Raw genomic sequence first — 14,590 nt, forward strand, 5'->3', positions numbered from 1 at the left:
CACTTTTAGATATCACCTTGTGAAAACAGCGATGCACAGCGTTTCTACAGTGTTATAGTGGAGAAAACCGGCATCCTCGCCTATCTATTCAGGTAGTTTTTTGACCCAGCAGACAGCTGTACGCTTGCAAAAACCAAAATTCATTGTATACAATCATTGCATACCAGTTTCGATTCCAACTACACTACTGGAATCACGCCACCTCTACGAATAAAAGGAGTCGAGCCGTGAGTAACGACTATCCACGCGACCTGATCGGATACGGCCAGAACCCGCCGCACCCCCAGTGGCCGGGCCAGGCCCGTATTGCTGTCTCTTTTGTCCTGAACTACGAAGAGGGCGGCGAGCGCTGCATCCTCCACGGCGATAAAGAGTCGGAAGCCTTTCTTTCCGAGATGCCCGGCGCCCAAGCGCTGCAGGGTGTGCGCCACATGAGCATGGAGTCCTGCTATGAGTACGGCAGCCGCGCCGGTGTCTGGCGCCTGCTGCGCCTGTTCAAGAAGCATGATATCCCGCTGACTATCTTTGCCGTCGCCATGGCGGTTGAGCGTCACCCCGAAGTCGCCAGGGCGATGGTCGAAGCCGGCCACGAGATCTGCAGCCACGGCTACCGCTGGATCGACTATCAGTACACTGACGAGTCGGAAGAGCGCGATCATCTGATCCGCGCCATCGAGATCATCGAGCGCGTGACCGGCGAGCGCCCGCTGGGCTGGTACACCGGCCGCACCGGCCCCAACACCCGTAATCTGGTGATGGAGGAAGGCGGCTTCATGTACGACTCCGACGCCTATGACGACGACCTGCCCTACTGGGTCGACAACAGCGGCAAGGGCCACCTGGTGATCCCCTACACCCTCGATGTCAACGACATGCGTTTTGCCACCGCGCAGGGCTTCAACAGCGGCGAGCAGTTCTACCAGTACCTGAAGGACAGCTTCGACACCCTGTATGCCGAAGGCGCGGAAGCACCGAAGATGATGTCGATCGGTCTGCACTGCCGTCTGGTCGGTCGTCCGGGCCGTATCGCCGCGCTGGAGCGTTTCCTCGAGTACGCCCGCAGCCACGAGCAGGTCTGGTTCTGCCGCCGCATCGAGATCGCCAAGCACTGGCACGAACACCACCCCTACAACCCGGAGAGCGGTATATGAGCGACGCGAAGTTTCAGAGCTGCACCCCCAGCCAGATGAGCCGAGAGCAGTTTGTCAGCCAGTTCGGCGATATCTACGAGCACTCCGCCTGGGTCGCCGAGCAGGCCTATGACCAGGCGTTCGCTGAGGGCGCGGCCGAAGAGATCGACCGGATCGACACGCTGCAGCAGCGCATGGCCGGCATCCTGCTGCGTGCCGACCAGCAGGCGCAGCTCGACCTGATCAACGCGCACCCGGATTTGGCCGGCAAAGCCGCCATCGCCGGTGAGCTGACCGCCTCCTCCACCGCAGAGCAGGCGGGTGCCGGTATCAGTGAGTGCACCGCCGAAGAGTTTGCCCGCTTTACCGAGCTGAACAACGCCTACAAAGCCAAGTTCGGTTTCCCGTTCATCATGGCGGTCAAGGGCAGCAACCGGCACCAGATCCTGGCCTCATTCGAAGAGCGCATTCATAACACGCCAGAGCAGGAGTTCGACCGCGCACTGCAGGAGATCAACAAGATCGCCCGCTTCCGTTTGGAAGTGATGTAGTGCTTGCAGCAGTTCTGTCTGGATACCCCATAAACCGTATTGGCGAATTAAGCGCCAGGTAAGGTAGAAAATAATGAGCAACCCAACATTCCTGAAATATATCAACCTGGCCGATGCCCGCCTCGGCACCCAGTCGATCTTCGTCACCGACGACTGGTTCGCCGCCGTGGACCGCATGCTGCAGCCCGAAGCGCCGGTGTGGAAAGAGGGCGTATTCGACGACAACGGCAAGTGGATGGACGGCTGGGAGTCACGCCGCAAGCGTTTCGAAGGCTATGACTACACCATCATCCGCCTCGGTGTGCCCGGCGTGATCAAGGGCGTCGATATCGACACCTCCTTCTTCACCGGTAACTTCCCGCCGTCGGCCTCGCTGGAGGTCTGCTACAGCCCGGACGGCGACCCGGCCGACAACGCCGAGTGGACCGAACTGCTCGGCGCCGTCAGCCTGAAGGGCGACAGCCACCACCTGCACGCCATCGACGATGACCGTCCCTGGACCCACATCCGCTTCAACATCTACCCGGACGGCGGTGTCGCGCGCCTGCGCGTGTACGGCGTCCCCTACCTGGACTGGTCCAAGGTCGGCAGCGAACAGGAGATCGACCTGGCCGCATCGCTCAACGGCGGTCGCGCCCTCGCCTGCAGCGACGAGCACTTCGGCAAGAAGGGCAACATTCTGAACCCGGGCCGTGCCGTCAACATGGGCGATGGCTGGGAAACCGCCCGTCGCCGTACCCCCGGCAACGACTGGGTGATCGTCGCCCTGGGCCATCCGGGTGAGGTCAGCCGCATCGTCGTCGACACCCTGCACTTCAAGGGCAACTACCCGGACAGCTGCTCGATCCAGGCGGCCTACGTCAAGGGCGGCACCGACGAGCAGATCGAGACCCAGAGCCTGTTCTGGAAAGAGCTGCTGCCGGCGCAGAAGCTGGAGATGCACCAGGAGCATGAGTTCACCGAGCAGATCAACAGCATCGGCCCGATTACTCACGTGCGTCTCAACATCTTCCCGGACGGCGGCGTCAGCCGACTGCGTCTGTTCGGCAAGGTTACCGACTGAGCGGAGCCCGACATGTTGATCATTCGACCGGAACCCCTGACCGCCGAGGCGTTTGCCCCCTTCGGCGATGTGATCGAGACCCGCGATCGTGATTTCTTCATGATCAACAACGGCTCGACCCAGCGCTTTCACCGCCTCGCTAGCGTGATGCTCGGCAAGGCAGGAGACCGCGGCATCATCAGCATCTTCAGGGCCAAGCATACGCCGATGCCGCTGCGGGTGCGGATGCTGGAGCGCCACCCGCTGGGCAGCCAGGCGTTTATTCCGCTGAAGCAGAATCCGTTCCTGGTGCTGGTCGCGCCGGCGGGTGACGAGCCGGATCCAGCCTCGATCCGGGCGTTCATCACCGACGGCAGCCAGGGGGTCAACTACCACAGCGGCGTCTGGCACCACCCGGTGCTCACCTGCGTGGAGGAGGATGACCTCCTGGTCGTCGACCGTGAGGGCGAAGGCAACAACTGCGACGAATACTTTTTCGATAACGAAACCGAGATCCTGCTGCAGACCCCGTAAGGCTTAGGCGTGACACCACGCCCGCAAATCTAAGGCGCGTCGTAGGACTACATCCATAAAAATAAGTGTTGGCCTCAGGCAAGATCGCCAAGGCCAACCCAATATGAGGAGTAGACAATGGATCCCCATATCACTGAATGGCTCAACCTGGCCGTGCGCTGGGTACACATGATTACCGGTATCGCCTGGATTGGCGCATCGTTCTATTTTGTCTGGCTGGAAAACCACCTGGACCGCCGCAATCCACGCGAGGGCCTGTCCGGTGACCTCTGGGCCATTCATGGCGGTGGTATCTACCATCTGGAGAAGTACAAGCTGGCGCCGCCGAAGATGCCGGAGACGCTGCACTGGTTCAAGTGGGAGGCCTACGCCACCTTCCTGTCCGGCTTCGTGCTGCTGGCGGTGGTCTACTACCTCAACGCCCAGCTCTACCTGATCGCACCGGGTTCTGACCTCAGCTCTGCTGCCGCCATCGCCATCGGCGTGGGCAGCCTGGTGGTCGGCTGGCTGGTCTACACCGGTCTATGCGACTCGCCGCTGGGCAAGACCCCTGCGCTTTTGGGCGTGGTACTGTTCGCCCTGCTGGTGCTCGCCGCCTGGGGCCTGTCGCAGGTGTTCAGCGGTCGCGGTGCGTTTATCCACGTCGGCGCCATCATCGGTACCATCATGGTCGGTAACGTGTTCCGCGTGATCATGCCCGCCCAGCGTGCGCTGGTGAAAGCGATCGAAGAGGGCCGCGAACCGGATCCGGTCCTGCCGGCGAAGGGTCTGCTGCGCTCACGCCACAACAACTACTTCACGCTGCCGGTGCTGTTCATCATGATCAGCAACCACTTCCCCAGCACCTACGGCTATGAATACAACTGGGCCGTGCTGGCGGGTCTCGCGGCACTGAGCGTACTGGTACGCCACTACTTCAACACCCGCCACGAGAGCCAGAAATTTGCCTGGACCCTGCCCGCAGCGGCACTGGGCATGGTCACCCTGGCCTTCGTCGTCGCCCCGCAAAAGGCGGTACAGAGCGAGCATCAGCAGGTGAGTTTTGCGCAGGTAAACCAGGTGATCAGCGAACGCTGCACCGTGTGTCACTCCTCCAGCCCGAGCTATGCCGGTTTCAGCACCGCGCCGGCGGGTGTGATGTTTGACGATCCGCAACAGATCAAGACCCAGGCACCGAAGATTCTGGCCCAGGCGATCACCACCCAGAGCATGCCGCTGGGCAACATCACCCAGATGACCCAGGCCGAACGAGACCTGGTCGGACTGTGGATCGCCAACGGCGCCAGTATCGACTGACCCCTTCCCTGAATTAGCCCTGCCGTTCCCGCAGGGCTTTTTTTTCCGTTCATCCTGGATCAGCGGCCGAGTGCTTTGCGTTGAGGGATAGCGATCATCCACCCTCCGCCAATACCGGCAAGCGGGTCGACGACTTGATCTCCCGCAGCGACAGATTGGAGCGGATCGCCGAGACGCCGGGCAGCTTTCGCAGAACCTGTTCGACGAACCGGCTGTAGTCATCCAGATCTCGTGCAACCACCTGCAGCAGGAAGTCGGCTTCCCCCGTGGTGTTGTGGCAGGCCAGGACATTGTCGGAGTGACGGATAATATCTTCGAAGGCTCTGGTGGTGTGTTCGTCATGCTCGACGCAGCTCAGCTGCACAAACGCCATCACGCCGAACCCCAGCTTTCGACGGTCCAGGTTGGCCTGATAGCTTTCGATGTAGCCCTCCTCCTCCAGTCGCTTGAGCCGCCGCCAGCAGGGCGTTTCGCTCAATGACAGCTCGGTCGCCAGCTTGGCGTTTGTCAGGCGTCCATCCCGTTGCAGACGCGCCAAAATACCAACATCCACCCTATCCAGTTTACCCATTGGCATACTCTTTCCAATATTCAAATCTATATGAAAGATTATTTCTGATTTCGGCCTGCCGCAACCGGAAAAAGGCAAGGTAATTTCGCCCCCGGCCGGTACCATGGTGCTCAACATCGGTTCTTCGCCAATCCCGGAGGTCACACCACCATGAAAGCCGTCGTTTACGAAAGCTTTGCCACCCTCCCCACCCTAATGAACCTGCCTGATCCGTCGCCGGAGGTGCACGGCGTGATCGTCAAAGTGATGGCCACAGGTGTATGTCGCAGCGATTGGCACGGCTGGATGGGGCATGATCCGGATATACAGCTGCCCCACGTTCCCGGCCATGAGTTTGCCGGCATCGTGTCATCCGTCGGCCGCGATGTGCGCCGGTTCAAGGTCGGCAATCGGGTCACAGTCCCCTTCGTCAGTGGCTGCGGTAGCTGCCCGGAGTGCCACTCCGGCAACCATCAGGTGTGCGGTAGCCAAACCCAACCGGGCTTCACCCATTGGGGGTCGTTTGCCGAGTACGTTGCAGTGCATCAAGCAGACGTGAACCTGGTCGCACTGCCCGAAGAGCTGGACTACGCCACCGCCGCCAGCCTTGGCTGTCGCTTCGCGACCTCATTCCGTGCAGTGGTCGACCAGGGCCAGGCGTCGGCCGGTCAGTGGCTGGCCGTCCACGGTTGCGGCGGCGTCGGGCTGTCCGCGGTGATGATTGCGAGTGCAATCGGCGCCAACGTGATTGCGATCGACATCTCCGATGAAAAACTGGAACTGGCGCGGGCGCTGGGCGCGGTCGCGACGATCAATGCCGGGACGGTGCCGAACGTCGCCGAAGCAGTAGCGGAGATCACCCGGGGCGGTGTTCATGTCTCGCTGGATGCCCTGGGGCATCCGACCACCTGCGTCAACTCCATCAGGAGCCTCAGAAAACGGGGCAAACATATTCAAGTCGGGTTGCTGCTTGCCGATCATGCCAACCCCGCCATACCGATGGATAGAGTGATCGGCCAGGAGCTGGAGATCATCGGCAGCCACGGCATGCAGGCGTACCGTTACGACGCGATGCTGGCGATGATGCAGTCGGGTAAACTGCAGCCGCAAAAGCTGCTGGGGCGCACGATTACCCTTGAGCAATCCATCGAAGCGCTGACCACGATGGACCGGTCGAACCAGGTTGGCGTGACGGTCGTCACCGAGTTCTAACCCCCCTCCCGATAACGGCGGCAGTCTCCCTGTCGCCGTCACTTGCCCGACTCGCCAGCCTGTTCCACTCTATTCACGCCGGCCCTGGCTGTTATTCCATAACGCCAACTTGAGGCGGGATTTCCTCGGGTGGTACCATTGCCACATCTTAACTCCGCGGTCAAAAACAGGAGTCTGCGAAATCGATGTCCAGAATCAGGGAGCACAACCGGGAGCTGATTATCCAGGCTGCCAGTGAAATCTTTGCCGACCAGGGCTATGCCGCCACCAAGATCATCGAGATCGCCAACCGCGCCGGCCTGCCCAAGCCCAACGTCTACTACTACTTCAAGAGCAAAGAGAACCTGTACCGTAGCGTCATCGAGAGCGTGATCGACCCCCTGCTACAGGCCGCACAACCCTTCTACGAGGATGACGACCCGGCCACCGTGCTGGAGCAGTACATCATCGCCAAGATCAAGGTGTCCCAGCAGCACCCCCACGCCTCCAAGGTGTTCGCCAGCGAGATCATGCACGGCGCCCCCCACCTGCCGGAGGATATCGCCGACAAGATGATGGAGCAGACCATCCAGAGCAGTAACAAGATTCAGTCCTGGGTCGATCGCGGCCTGATGGACAGGGTCGATCCCCACCACCTGCTGTTCACCATCTGGGCCGCCACCCAGACCTACGCCGACTTCGACTGGCAGATCTCCCGCGTCACCGGCAAGGACAAGCTGTCACAGAGCGATTACGACACCGCCGCGCAGCAGCTGACTCAGCTGATACTGAAGGGCTGTGGAGTGCAGACTTCGAAAGCGGCGAAAGCCGGTTAACTACAGAAAAGATCCACCTCAATCAGCCTTTTGAATCTTGTGCCTTTGGCCAAAGCGTAGCAAACTGTCTTAAACGTCAGACAGGCAGTAGACGTAGCGCTAGCTCGCACAGGATCCAAAGGGACTGATTGATGGATGTATTCACCTCAATTCGGCCGTTAGCGGCTAATTCAAGTCTTTCCGATAGATCTTTTAATTGGCGGCTGGCTGATTACGTGGCGTCATGCCTGTATCAGCCCCCTTTTCAGCGGGATTGTGGTGGAAAAAATACACTTTTAGGATACGCTTTTAATTCTGACCACAAAATTATTATTGAGAATCAATCGATTACGAATATATTATAATTATTACTAGGTACTACAGGGGTTTACCCTCTGATATTTATTAACCCGGCGGCAGCTCTTGTCGGCCGCAGGCTCAGCATTCACAAGGCCTGTAGCGATGATCATACGACCTGAATTATCGCCGGTTTAATATTATGAGACCGAAAGGACAAATTAACAGGCTGTTATACAAAATAATTGAATTATGGCAGATAAATATAATAAATACAGAGAACTTATTTCTCGAATCGACTTAGCTATTGAAGGCGGCTTTTATCTTGAAGCCACATGGATTGCATATTCAATATTAGAAGATAGATTAGTGTCGGCACTTAAAGAGTCAGGTGGGGGACCACCAATAAGAATGCTTGGTCCTAAAATCGGAGAAATAAAATACAGGCATACAAACTCACTTAAAATGCGACAGGCATTCTTTGGCGACATGATTCAACGCTTAAGTAATTGGAAAGATAAACGAAACGATCTTATGCATGCTTTAGCTGACGAGAGATTGGATGTTCCTTCGATAGATGCGGAATCAAAATCTGTAGCTTTAGAAGGTCGAGGGTTAGCAAGAGAATTTAGTGCTGCATGCAAGAGGTTCAAGAAATTAAATGCTAAAGCAAGCATATAACAGTCTCATACACACGATTAATTTTCTCTGCTGCGCGCCACATATTACCGGTGATATGAGGTGTTAGCTCCCATTAATTCGCTGATACTTTTATAATGGATTCAAAAATGATAAAAGAATTTTTTATAACCAATTTGTTTGAGGAAAGGAATGTAAGAATTCCCTTTGAATCTGAATACAAAATACTTGTTGCTGAGAATGGTTATGGTAAGACCACTATACTAAATTCATTTTACGCCTTAGTCTCTGGTGATGTGTCAAAACTAAGAAAAGTGGTTTTTGAAACTATAGGTCTGGTATTCTCTGATGGCACAAAGATATCCTTTAAAAAATCAGATTTCGACGCTGATCTAGAGTATATAAAAGGACATGGTTTTTTTGAGCACCTTGAAAACCGTCTAGGCGAAGATTTTATTCTTCAGCTAATTGATGACGTTAGAAAGTACCCATTGCATCAGATTGATCGATCCCCCCTATTTCGTCATGCCTTGCGAGATCTTGATATCCCGTCGTCTATTCTTCGGGATTATTTGAAAGAGGTAAGGGGAAATGTACCCAATAGGAGAGTAAACTCATCTACCCAGGAGAAACTTGATAAAATCAAAGCAAAGTTTCCATTGAATACACTGTATCTTCCTACATATAGGCGTGTTGAAGAAGATATTCGCGCTTTCAGTGGAACCATGGAAAATTCTCGTTTCAGCCATGCGTCGATTAATTTCGGTATGGGCGATGTACGTAAAAGTATTGAAAAAATCACCTCTGAGATTTTAATTTCGTCCGTAGAATGGTTCTCTAAAATCAATGGCCAAATGCTCTCTCAGCTTGTTGGAGGGTTCTCTGTAACACCAGAAATGAAGAGTTCTATTTCTAGCCCAAGAGCAGTTGAGATTGTTTTGGAAAGGATAGGGAAAAACATATCCCCCAGCCATAAAGAGCAAATTTTGGAATTGGTTAAAAGCGGTGATATTCAAACCGGACATGATCCACTTATATACTTTGTTAGTAATCTTTTGAAAGTATATGAACAACAACAAGAAAATGATGAGTCAATTCAACAATTTACCAAGGTCAGTAACAGATACCTGAATGATAAGGAGGTTGTATACGACGAAAGCAATGTAACGATTAAAATAATTAGAAAGAAGAATGGAAATGAAGTAGATATTGAGAGCCTTTCTTCCGGGGAAAAACAAATAATTTCTCTTTTTGCCTTGCTCTACCTCCAAAAGAAACATGATATAGCGATATTTTTTGATGAGCCGGAGCTTTCATTATCTATTGAATGGCAAAAAACATTACTCCCTGACATCGTTTCCTCTGGCAAATGTAAATTTTTATTTTCTACCACTCACTCTCCTTTCATATTTGAAAATAATTTGGAAGAAAATACCGTCGATCTAGGCGTATATATTGAGGAGCTGTAATGTCGAGAGTAGCGGCGTTGAAAAAGTCAAGAGATTCACTTTCGGTAAAGTTTTTAGAGTTTACAAGAGTTGTATCAAAAGGTAAGGTTGCAGCATTTTTCGAAGGTGAAGACGAGAAGTATTATTCAATTAGGATAAATACCATTCGCCCTGATATTTCATGGACTGGTGTAAATTGTAATGGAAAATTCAATGTCGTTAATATGAGAAGTCGGATAAGAAAACATACTACCTACAGAAAATATTCATGTTTATTTTTTGTTGATTCCGATTTTGACGATAATAAAGAACTTTATGGACTCACGGATATATACCTAACTCCATGTTATTCAGTAGAGAACTTATATATTTCTGACTCCGCGTTCAAACGCGTCCTTTCTGCGGAGTTTGGTTTAAATGATACCTGTGAAGAACATGAGTGTTTTGAATTATGCATATCTAGATATTGCGAAATAAAATCTCAGTATCTTGATATGATTGAAGGCTTTAACCTTCTAATCAAAGAGGTAAGATTAATAGAGCAATCTGGTGACTCAGCAGGCAAGCTGAACGTTAACAACGTTAATATCGAAGACTTGGTTGAAATAAATCTTTCCGAAGTCAAAAAAGTTTATACGGAGTCATCACCTCGTTCAATCTTTCCTGAGTTGCAAGAAAATTTAGAAATTTCATTTGATAGCTCAATAGAGTATTTTAAAGGTAAAAGTGGTGAGCTTTGGTATAGAGGTAAGCAAAATCTTGATTTCTATAGGATATTTCTTAGTAAACTTAAAAGTGACAGATGCCGAAAGATTGGAAGAGAGTTTTTTTCAAACAGAGGGAATGTCAAACTTCATTTAACTAAAGCAAATTCTATTTCTGAGTTGAGTCAATATGCAGAGACTCCGGAATGTTTACGAAAATTTTTAGAGTTATTCGAGGTTGATAGTCAAGTAGCATAGAAGTTTTTGCTAACAATTGACTTGAGTAGCTAATCGAAAAATATCCGCCTCTTTTACTGCAACTCGACGAATGAAAAAATCAAATAATTTAATAATTGTGGTCAGAGTGATGTTTCAGAATTTTGAGAAGCGACTTTTTGGTCGCCAGCGCTACCATGGGCTTATAGAAAAGCGTTTAAAATCGTTCGCTTTTCTCTCTGAAACCTCAAAAGCCACGCTTTCTTCGGTCCTTTAACGCAGTTATGAGCAAGAAGGAGCTTATTATTAAAATTACATTTCAAATTGCGTCATATGCAATGTTGCTAGGAATAAGCAGTATCTATGGGTTTCTTGAGAGGCCTGCTGAAATGGGGTTGGCGGTCTTGGCTGGGGCATTAGGCTTGGCATTTTCAAATATCGATAAAATTTCTAGATTTAAAGGTGCAGGGTTCGAAGCTGAAATGAACATGGTTCAAACGATGATTGAAAGCCAAACAGAGCCAACTTCTGATCAGAAAGAGGAAGCCAAACAAAAAGATGATTTGACGAATGTAGAAAGCGAAATTTTACAGAAGCTTCAAAAACCTGGTTATACTTGGCGTTACGCGAAAACAGTTGCAGGTGAAATTTCAAAAGATATATCTTCCACAGAAAAATCTTTAGCTTCACTAATGTCTAGGGGCTTTGTAAAGAATGGCAAAGGCTCAAATGGAGAAATATGGGCGATAACAACACTTGGTAAAAGTGTACAAGAACAACATGAGCTTAAGAGCGCATAACCTAGTGTCTACTTTTTTGGGCAAGACCAGTGCTATAGGGAAATGTCAAGCAGGAGAGTAATTGGATGAATGAATTGGCTGTTATCCGAAATGAAGAAGATGCATGGGCCCTGTTAGAGTTCTTTATTCACAATAAAGATGCTGATTCAGCTCTAGAGATTGAATTCAATGGATGGCCAAAGTTCCATGTAGGCATAAAAGGTGAACGCTATTCCGGAACACTTCCAGGCCCGCTGCTAACCCAGCTCGGCAAAATACAAGCTTTGTCCAATACCTATTACGGGAGGATAGTTCATGGAGGCGATGCAAGAAATATCAAGAAACATGAGAAAGCGGAGCTTGAGCTACTTTTTGAAGTACGAGAGGGAAGCACTGAGATTAAAGCCGACCTAACCTCATTTCTTACTAAATTATCGGAAGCTCTCTCTAATAACAAAACATCTAGAAATGCAGCTATCGTGATTATTGTCCTAGCGCTAAGCGTTTCAGGTTCAGTCGTAATTCCTGAAATAAGCGAAGATTTAACAAATCAAGAAAAATATAGAATCGAATTGCAGGAAAGAGCATTGGAAATAGCGGCAGAGGAGTCTGACTCAGCAGCAGATTTCGCAAAAACATACAAAGAAATAATATCAGCTGCATCAGATGCAACATCGATAAGAATCGGAGGAAACGAACTAACCGAAGAGCAAATTCAAGCAATAAGTGGCTCAGTACGCTCAGGAGAAAATGTGGTATTAGAAAACGAATTTCATATTGAGGCTTTACGACAATATGAAAACCACTTTACGCTTACTACTCGCAGCGAGGATGGCTATACGATCCGTGCACGTGTATCGAAAGCATTCCTAAAAAAACATCCATTCCTATTGAGCGAAATATCAACTTCACTTACTTCGGATACTCGTGTTCTTCTGGTGATTAGCGTTAAGAGGTATGAAGACGGATATGGTACAGGTATTATCACTGGCGCCGACACATAACGTGTGACTGTAGTGGTTAGAAAAATTTCCCCGCGTTTTTTACTGCAACGCAACAGGCGAGAATAAGCCTCCGTTAATAGAGACTTATTCTTTCCCGAACTTTTTAGGCTCTAAAGCCCCCCCGCATCCGCAACCAGCCCAGCCGCCTCAATCCCAAACACAGCACACTGCTCATCAACATCCGACAGATCGCCACTGATACCCACGGCACCGACGATCTCGTTATCGCTGTTACGGATCAGTACGCCACCCGGCACGGACACGATCTTGCCCTGCGCCAGGGTATTCAGTGCGGAGATAAACGCCGGGCGGTTCTGTGCGTCCTCGCCCAGGGCGCGGGAGGATTTGCCCATAGCGACGGCGCCCCAGGCTTTGCTGATGGCGACATCGGGGCGGATCATGCCAGCGCCGTCCTGGCGTTGCAGCGAGACCAGCGTGCCGCCGGCGTCCAGTATCGCCACGGTCAGCGGCTCTGTCTTTAGTTCAAGGCTTTTTCCAAATGCAGCCGGGTGATGGTGACCGATAATTTTGGTCAGTGTATAGTTTATTATAAGCACAATAATACGACTAAAATAATTCCAGGATTATAACATTGATAAGAAAATATAGAGATCGTAATAAAAAAGTAAGACAAAGAGTAAACAAACCTCAACAAAAAATAGAAAATTTAAAAACCAGCATAAAAGGAAGGTTACTTTCTATTAGCTTTGTTGGTTTGTTGCTAACCGTTTTCGGAGTATTATACCCCCCGATATCTGACTATATTTCAGGTAAATTTGGAGGGCAGTTATCTTTAGGAGTTCTAAATGAAAGATTCCCGGACCACGAGCCAGTTTATATATTTTTTTTCCACACCAAATAGTGAACGAAACTCTAGATATATGGTCCCAGTTCAGCTAACCATATTTAATGAATTTAATAACTTTGAAGAGAATGCATCATTATCACTAAAGTATTCAAAAGTTAATGGCAGAAGCATATTGGATGAGAAGTATATAAAATATACTGGCATTAGATCTAAGCATGAAGTTAAGCACGAATTAAATATATCTGATAAATTTGATTATTCTTTGTATAAAGTAGACTATTTGACTAAAAATGGAGATCTTAGAATTACGGATGGAGCATTTACATCTAGAATAGATTATGGCGATAAATTTCCTGTTTTTTTTGAGTTAGGTCAGGGACTTGATGTGGAGGCAACTGTTTACAGCAAAAGAGATATTGAGCGCAAATGGAGTCTTAAGTATCGTGCTGTCAATGTTCGTAGTAGTGATGATCTTGAATGGTGGGTCAAAGACTATTATGGAAAGAGTATAGCTCTTGATCTAAGGCAGGAGTTGTCATTTTTTCGATATTTAAGAGGTATTATTTTTGGAAGTAAAATAACAATCTATGGCTTCGAACCAAAGCTAATACAGGTTCCTGAAAATAACCTATACATTCCTAAAGAGGATTTAAGCCGCTACAAGATTTTTAGGTTTGATCCTTACATTGCTAGATTGCTTTTTAACTTTAGCTTGGTAAACAAAATATAGAAGGTGACTTTGGCTGCTTAACTTTCATCGAACGACAAATAAGCCTCCACTGGTGGAGGCTTATTTATTATTCGAACTTTATATTCTCCAGGACCTATAGGCCTCCAGCATCCGCAACCAACCCAGCCGACTCAATCCCAAACACGGCACACTTTTCATCAACATCCGACAGATCACCACTGATACCCACCGCACCGACTATCTCGTTGTCGCTGTTACGGATCAGCACACCACCCGCCACGGGCACGATCTTGCCCTGCGCCAGGGTGTTCAGCGCGGAGATAAACGCCGGGCGGTTCTGTGCGTCCTGGCCCAGGGCGCGGGAGGATTTGCCCACGGCGACGGCGCCCCATGCTTTGCCGATGGCGACGTCCGGTCGGATCATGCTGGCACCGTCCTGGCGCTGCAGCGAAATCAGCGTGCCGCCGGGTTTCGCCTGCTGGCGAGTTAAGGTACTTGTGCGGACAAGTACCTTAACAATCCGAAGCCGCCCCTACGGTTTGGTGGGCTGCGATGCTCGGCTGCACCGAAGGGGATGGGGCACTCAGCAATCACTGATCCAGTCCCCAAAACTTGCCGATAAAGTAGCTTGCGCAAATATCAGCATCGAGAATATGTCCGCCCGGAACACCGCACCGGTCTTCACCGGTTCCCGGATCGACAGGCGCACCATGGCCCATACCGGTGATGAGGTAGGTCTCGATTAATGCGTTGCCCTGATCATCCTGATAGACCTTATGTGGATAGCCCTTCACGGTATTTTCAACGTCGGGCGTGGTATTGTCAGTGCCGGTTGCTAAAGTCCCCAAAATCGCAACTTGAGATGTCCCCTCCACCGAGGCATCAATAAACCGAC

Annotated in this window: 16 protein-coding genes and 1 pseudogene; 13 read left to right on the plus strand and 4 right to left on the minus strand. The window is 50.5% G+C overall.

The annotated features are described in order from the left end of the window. The first annotated feature begins 227 nt into the window (after positions 1–227). From puuE to KQ940_RS09760, 5 genes are all read left to right on the plus strand, one after another. A complete protein-coding gene (puuE, locus tag KQ940_RS09740; protein WP_217413344.1) occupies positions 228–1,151 on the plus strand; it encodes an allantoinase PuuE in 924 nt (307 codons plus the stop codon). Next, positions 1,148–1,681 (plus strand): 2-oxo-4-hydroxy-4-carboxy-5-ureidoimidazoline decarboxylase, encoded by a 534-nt coding sequence (uraD, locus tag KQ940_RS09745; RefSeq protein WP_217413345.1) that lies wholly within the window; start codon positions 1,148–1,150, stop codon positions 1,679–1,681. The genes puuE and uraD overlap by 4 nt, the downstream gene beginning before the upstream one ends. 73 nt (positions 1,682–1,754) lie before the next feature. Next, the gene (alc, locus tag KQ940_RS09750) at positions 1,755–2,744 is read left to right on the plus strand and encodes an allantoicase (protein WP_217413346.1); all 990 of its coding nucleotides are present in this window, start codon (positions 1,755–1,757) and stop codon (positions 2,742–2,744) included. 12 nt (positions 2,745–2,756) lie between these two features. Next, a complete protein-coding gene (locus KQ940_RS09755; protein WP_217413347.1) occupies positions 2,757–3,257 on the plus strand; it encodes an ureidoglycolate lyase in 501 nt (166 codons plus the stop codon). Positions 3,258–3,374: 117 nt separating this feature from the next. Then, on the plus strand, positions 3,375–4,553 hold the full coding sequence (locus KQ940_RS09760) for a urate hydroxylase PuuD (protein WP_217413348.1): 1,179 nt from the start codon (positions 3,375–3,377) through the stop codon (positions 4,551–4,553). 94 nt (positions 4,554–4,647) lie between these two features. Here KQ940_RS09760 and KQ940_RS09765 read toward each other — a convergent pair whose 3' ends face one another. Then, a complete protein-coding gene (locus tag KQ940_RS09765) occupies positions 4,648–5,124 on the minus strand; it encodes an Lrp/AsnC family transcriptional regulator (protein WP_217413349.1) in 477 nt (158 codons plus the stop codon). Between the two features lie 150 nt (positions 5,125–5,274). Between KQ940_RS09765 and KQ940_RS09770 the strand changes: the two genes are divergently transcribed. From KQ940_RS09770 to KQ940_RS09800, 7 genes are all read left to right on the plus strand, one after another. Beyond that, positions 5,275–6,315, plus strand: a complete 1,041-nt coding sequence (locus KQ940_RS09770) for a zinc-dependent alcohol dehydrogenase family protein (protein ID WP_217413350.1) — start codon at positions 5,275–5,277, stop codon at positions 6,313–6,315. Positions 6,316–6,500: 185 nt separating this feature from the next. Continuing rightward, on the plus strand, positions 6,501–7,130 hold the full coding sequence (locus tag KQ940_RS09775; protein WP_217413351.1) for a TetR/AcrR family transcriptional regulator: 630 nt from the start codon (positions 6,501–6,503) through the stop codon (positions 7,128–7,130). 528 nt (positions 7,131–7,658) lie between these two features. Further along, positions 7,659–8,087, plus strand: coding sequence for a hypothetical protein (locus tag KQ940_RS09780; protein WP_217413352.1), 429 nt, complete (start codon positions 7,659–7,661; stop codon positions 8,085–8,087). Positions 8,088–8,194: 107 nt separating this feature from the next. Next, positions 8,195–9,514, plus strand: coding sequence for an AAA family ATPase (locus KQ940_RS09785; RefSeq protein WP_217413353.1), 1,320 nt, complete (start codon positions 8,195–8,197; stop codon positions 9,512–9,514). Next, on the plus strand, positions 9,514–10,455 hold the full coding sequence (locus KQ940_RS09790; RefSeq protein ID WP_217413354.1) for a DUF4435 domain-containing protein: 942 nt from the start codon (positions 9,514–9,516) through the stop codon (positions 10,453–10,455). The genes KQ940_RS09785 and KQ940_RS09790 overlap by 1 nt, the downstream gene beginning before the upstream one ends. A 242-nt stretch (positions 10,456–10,697) precedes the next feature. Then, positions 10,698–11,213, plus strand: coding sequence for a hypothetical protein (locus KQ940_RS09795; RefSeq protein WP_217413355.1), 516 nt, complete (start codon positions 10,698–10,700; stop codon positions 11,211–11,213). A 65-nt stretch (positions 11,214–11,278) separates the two neighbouring features. Beyond that, positions 11,279–12,196, plus strand: a complete 918-nt coding sequence (locus KQ940_RS09800; RefSeq protein WP_217413356.1) for a hypothetical protein — start codon at positions 11,279–11,281, stop codon at positions 12,194–12,196. A 110-nt stretch (positions 12,197–12,306) separates the two neighbouring features. On the opposite strand, the gene KQ940_RS09805 is transcribed toward KQ940_RS09800, so the two are convergent. Continuing rightward, positions 12,307–12,753, minus strand: coding sequence for a GlcG/HbpS family heme-binding protein (locus KQ940_RS09805; RefSeq protein WP_343222642.1), 447 nt, complete (start codon positions 12,751–12,753; stop codon positions 12,307–12,309). Between the two features lie 249 nt (positions 12,754–13,002). Here KQ940_RS09805 and KQ940_RS09810 point away from each other — a divergent pair, with 249 nt between their 5' ends. Next, a complete protein-coding gene (locus tag KQ940_RS09810) occupies positions 13,003–13,734 on the plus strand; it encodes a hypothetical protein (protein WP_217413357.1) in 732 nt (243 codons plus the stop codon). Positions 13,735–13,828: 94 nt separating this feature from the next. On the opposite strand, the gene KQ940_RS09815 is transcribed toward KQ940_RS09810, so the two are convergent. After that, positions 13,829–14,215 carry a GlcG/HbpS family heme-binding protein gene (locus tag KQ940_RS09815; protein ID WP_217413365.1) on the minus strand — a complete coding sequence of 129 codons (387 nt, stop codon included), beginning with the start codon at positions 14,213–14,215 and terminating at the stop codon, positions 13,829–13,831. 70 nt (positions 14,216–14,285) lie between these two features. Continuing rightward, a pseudogene (locus tag KQ940_RS09820) lies at positions 14,286–14,590 on the minus strand (hypothetical protein); the annotation flags it as partial.

Source organism: Marinobacterium ramblicola, from assembly GCF_019084545.1.
Taxonomy (GTDB): Bacteria; Pseudomonadota; Gammaproteobacteria; order Pseudomonadales; family Balneatricaceae; genus Marinobacterium_D; species Marinobacterium_D ramblicola.